We start from the raw sequence: 5,217 nt of genomic DNA on the forward strand, positions 1-5,217 counted from the left end.
GGAAGCCCGGAGGAAAGCCCGAGAGGGTGAGTACAAAGGAAGCGTCCGTTCCTTGAGAACTCAACAGCGTGCCAAAAATCAACGCCAGATTAGTTGATACCCCGTCCATCTTCGGATGGTCGAGGTTCCTTTGAAAAAGTCCACCCCTAGCCGGGTGGCGAAACACAGCGAGGACGCTGTGAACGATCGGTCTTATTCCGACTCGATCGTTCCGCTCTCGTGTGTGTGCACCGGATTACCGGTAAACATTCACGGAGAGTTTGATCCTGGCTCAGGACGAACGCTGGCGGCGTGCTTAACACATGCAAGTCGAACGATGAAGCCCTTCGGGGTGGATTAGTGGCGAACGGGTGAGTAACACGTGGGCAATCTGCCCTTCACTCTGGGACAAGCCCTGGAAACGGGGTCTAATACCGGATAACACCGGCTTCCGCATGGAAGCTGGTTAAAAGCTCCGGCGGTGAAGGATGAGCCCGCGGCCTATCAGCTTGTTGGTGGGGTAATGGCCTACCAAGGCGACGACGGGTAGCCGGCCTGAGAGGGCGACCGGCCACACTGGGACTGAGACACGGCCCAGACTCCTACGGGAGGCAGCAGTGGGGAATATTGCACAATGGGCGAAAGCCTGATGCAGCGACGCCGCGTGAGGGATGACGGCCTTCGGGTTGTAAACCTCTTTCAGCAGGGAAGAAGCGAAAGTGACGGTACCTGCAGAAGAAGCGCCGGCTAACTACGTGCCAGCAGCCGCGGTAATACGTAGGGCGCAAGCGTTGTCCGGAATTATTGGGCGTAAAGAGCTCGTAGGCGGCTTGTCACGTCGGGTGTGAAAGCCCGGGGCTTAACCCCGGGTCTGCATCCGATACGGGCAGGCTAGAGTGTGGTAGGGGAGATCGGAATTCCTGGTGTAGCGGTGAAATGCGCAGATATCAGGAGGAACACCGGTGGCGAAGGCGGATCTCTGGGCCATTACTGACGCTGAGGAGCGAAAGCGTGGGGAGCGAACAGGATTAGATACCCTGGTAGTCCACGCCGTAAACGTTGGGAACTAGGTGTTGGCGACATTCCACGTCGTCGGTGCCGCAGCTAACGCATTAAGTTCCCCGCCTGGGGAGTACGGCCGCAAGGCTAAAACTCAAAGGAATTGACGGGGGCCCGCACAAGCAGCGGAGCATGTGGCTTAATTCGACGCAACGCGAAGAACCTTACCAAGGCTTGACATATACCGGAAAGCATTAGAGATAGTGCCCCCCTTGTGGTCGGTATACAGGTGGTGCATGGCTGTCGTCAGCTCGTGTCGTGAGATGTTGGGTTAAGTCCCGCAACGAGCGCAACCCTTGTCCTGTGTTGCCAGCATGCCCTTCGGGGTGATGGGGACTCACAGGAGACCGCCGGGGTCAACTCGGAGGAAGGTGGGGACGACGTCAAGTCATCATGCCCCTTATGTCTTGGGCTGCACACGTGCTACAATGGCCGGTACAAAGAGCTGCGATGCCGCGAGGCGGAGCGAATCTCAAAAAGCCGGTCTCAGTTCGGATTGGGGTCTGCAACTCGACCCCATGAAGTCGGAGTTGCTAGTAATCGCAGATCAGCATTGCTGCGGTGAATACGTTCCCGGGCCTTGTACACACCGCCCGTCACGTCACGAAAGTCGGTAACACCCGAAGCCGGTGGCCCAACCCCTTGTGGGAGGGAGCTGTCGAAGGTGGGACTGGCGATTGGGACGAAGTCGTAACAAGGTAGCCGTACCGGAAGGTGCGGCTGGATCACCTCCTTTCTAAGGAGCACAGTACCGATTGCAGACAAACGTTCTGCACGGTCAGCTCATGGGTGGAACGTTGATTAGTTGGCACAGTCGCTGTCTGAGAGATCGTGAGTACTGCTTCGGCGTGGAAAACGAGATCGATGAACCGGCTGTGCTTGGCACGTTGTTGGGTATCTGAGGGTACGGCCGTATGGTCGTTGCCTTCGTGATGCCGGCCCCAGTGAACTCATCGGCTTGTCCGGTGGGGTGATGGGTGGCTGGTCGTTGTTTGAGAACTACACAGTGGACGCGAGCATCTGTGGCCAAGTTTTTAAGGGCGCACGGTGGATGCCTTGGCACCAGGAACCGATGAAGGACGTGGGAGGCCACGATAGTCCCCGGGGAGCCGTCAACCAGGCTTTGATCCGGGGGTTTCCGAATGGGGAAACCCGGCAGTCGTCATGGGCTGTCACCCATGCCTGAACACATAGGGCATGTGGAGGGAACGAGGGGAAGTGAAACATCTCAGTACCCTCAGGAAGAGAAAACAACCGTGATTCCGGGAGTAGTGGCGAGCGAAACCGGATGAGGCCAAACCGTATGCGTGTGATACCCGGCAGGGGTTGCGCATGCGGGGTTGTGGGATCTCTCTTTCACAGTCTGCCGGCTGTGAGACGAGTCAGAAACCGTTGATGTAGGCGAAGGACATGCGAAAGGTCCGGCGTAGAGGGTAAGACCCCCGTAGCTGAAACATTAACGGCTCGTTTGAGAGACACCCAAGTAGCACGGGGCCCGAGAAATCCCGTGTGAATCTGGCGGGACCACCCGCTAAGCCTAAATATTCCCTGGTGACCGATAGCGGATAGTACCGTGAGGGAATGGTGAAAAGTACCGCGGGAGCGGAGTGAAATAGTACCTGAAACCGTGTGCCTACAAGCCGTGGGAGCGTCGCTCATTGGGTTTACCCAATGGGTCGTGACTGCGTGCCTTTTGAAGAATGAGCCTGCGAGTTTGCGGTGTGTTGCGAGGTTAACCCGTGTGGGGAAGCCGTAGCGAAAGCGAGTCCGAATAGGGCGATTTAGTAGCGCGCTCAAGACCCGAAGCGGAGTGATCTAGCCATGGGCAGGTTGAAGCGGAGGTAAGACTTCGTGGAGGACCGAACCCACCAGGGTTGAAAACCTGGGGGATGACCTGTGGTTAGGGGTGAAAGGCCAATCAAACTCCGTGATAGCTGGTTCTCCCCGAAATGCATTTAGGTGCAGCGTCGTGTGTTTCTTGCCGGAGGTAGAGCACTGGATAGGCGATGGGCCCTACCGGGTTACTGACCTTAGCCAAACTCCGAATGCCGGTAAGTGAGAGCACGGCAGTGAGACTGTGGGGGATAAGCTCCATGGTCGAGAGGGAAACAGCCCAGAGCATCGACTAAGGCCCCTAAGCGTACGCTAAGTGGGAAAGGATGTGGAGTCGCAGAGACAACCAGGAGGTTGGCTTAGAAGCAGCCACCCTTGAAAGAGTGCGTAATAGCTCACTGGTCAAGTGATTCCGCGCCGACAATGTAGCGGGGCTCAAGCGTACCGCCGAAGTCGTGTCATTGCAGCAATAGGGCCAACGCCCGCTGTGATGGGTAGGGGAGCGTCGTGTGCCGGGTGAAGCAGCAGCGGAAGCTAGTTGTGGACGGTTCACGAGTGAGAATGCAGGCATGAGTAGCGATACACACGTGAGAAACGTGTGCGCCGATTGACTAAGGGTTCCTGGGTCAAGCTGATCTGCCCAGGGTAAGTCGGGACCTAAGGCGAGGCCGACAGGCGTAGTCGATGGACAACCGGTTGATATTCCGGTACCCGCTTTGAAACGCCCAATATCGAGCCCATTAATGCTAAGGCCGTGAAGCCGTTCCGGACCCTTCGGGGAAAGGAAAGTGGTGGAGCCGTCGACCCAAGGTGGTAGTAGGTAAGCGATGGGGTGACGCAGGAAGGTAGTCCAGCCCGGGCGGTGGTAGTCCCGGGGTAAGGGTGTAGGGCGTGTGATAGGCAAATCCGTCACACATGAAGCCTGAGACCTGATGCCGAGCCGATTGTGGTGAAGTGGATGATCCTATGCTGTCGAGAAAAGCCTCTAGCGAGTTTCATGGCGGCCCGTACCCTAAACCGACTCAGGTAGTCAGGTAGAGAATACCGAGGCGTTCGGGTGAACTATGGTTAAGGAACTCGGCAAAATGCCCCCGTAACTTCGGGAGAAGGGGGGCCATCACTGGTGATCGGATTTACTCCGTGAGCTGGGGGTGGCCGCAGAGACCAGCGAGAAGCGACTGTTTACTAAAAACACAGGTCCGTGCGAAGCCGTAAGGCGATGTATACGGACTGACGCCTGCCCGGTGCTGGAACGTTAAGGGGACCGGTTAGTCACATTTCGGTGTGGCGAAGCTGAGAACTTAAGCGCCAGTAAACGGCGGTGGTAACTATAACCATCCTAAGGTAGCGAAATTCCTTGTCGGGTAAGTTCCGACCTGCACGAATGGCGTAACGACTTCTCGACTGTCTCAACCATAGGCCCGGTGAAATTGCACTACGAGTAAAGATGCTCGTTTCGCGCAGCAGGACGAAAAGACCCCGGGACCTTTACTACAGTTTGATATTGGTGTTCGGTTCGGCTTGTGTAGGATAGGTGGGAGACTTTGAAGCCGTGACGCCAGTCATGGTGGAGTCGCCGTTGAAATACCACTCTGGTCGTGCTGGATGTCTAACCTCGGTCCGTGATCCGGATCAGGGACAGTGTCTGATGGGTAGTTTAACTGGGGCGGTTGCCTCCCAAAGGGTAACGGAGGCGCCCAAAGGTTCCCTCAGCCTGGTTGGCAATCAGGTGTTGAGTGTAAGTGCACAAGGGAGCTTGACTGTGAGACCGACGGGTCGAGCAGGGACGAAAGTCGGGACTAGTGATCCGGCGGTGGCTTGTGGAAGCGCCGTCGCTCAACGGATAAAAGGTACCCCGGGGATAACAGGCTGATCTTCCCCAAGAGTCCATATCGACGGGATGGTTTGGCACCTCGATGTCGGCTCGTCGCATCCTGGGGCTGGAGTCGGTCCCAAGGGTTGGGCTGTTCGCCCATTAAAGCGGTACGCGAGCTGGGTTTAGAACGTCGTGAGACAGTTCGGTCTCTATCCGCTGTGCGCGTAGGAATATTGAGAAGGGCTGTCCCTAGTACGAGAGGACCGGGACGGACGAACCTCTGGTGTGCCAGTTGTCCTGCCAAGGGCATGGCTGGTTGGCTACGTTCGGGAGGGATAACCGCTGAAAGCATCTAAGCGGGAAGCCTGCTTCAAGATGAGTATTCCCACCTCCTTGAGAGGGTAAGGCTCCCAGTAGACCACTGGGTTGATAGGCCGGATGTGGAAGCCCAGTAATGGGTGGAGCTGACCGGTACTAATAGGCCGAGGGCTTGTCCTCAGTTGCTCGCGTCCACTGTGTTAGTTCTGAAG

The 5,217-nt window shown here is 56.9% G+C and carries 2 rRNA genes; both read left to right on the forward strand.

Features of this window, described 5'->3' with window-relative positions:
- The first annotated feature begins 248 nt into the window (after positions 1-248).
- Positions 249-1,774, forward strand: a 16S ribosomal RNA gene (locus ACIBG6_RS39380).
- A gap of 288 nt (positions 1,775-2,062) precedes the next feature.
- Positions 2,063-5,185, forward strand: a 23S ribosomal RNA gene (locus tag ACIBG6_RS39385).
- The 16S and 23S rRNA genes sit together here, the layout of an rRNA operon.
- Positions 5,186-5,217: the final 32 nt, after the last annotated feature.

This window comes from Streptomyces sp. NPDC050842, assembly GCF_044456565.1.
GTDB lineage: Bacteria > Actinomycetota > Actinomycetes > Streptomycetales > Streptomycetaceae > Streptomyces.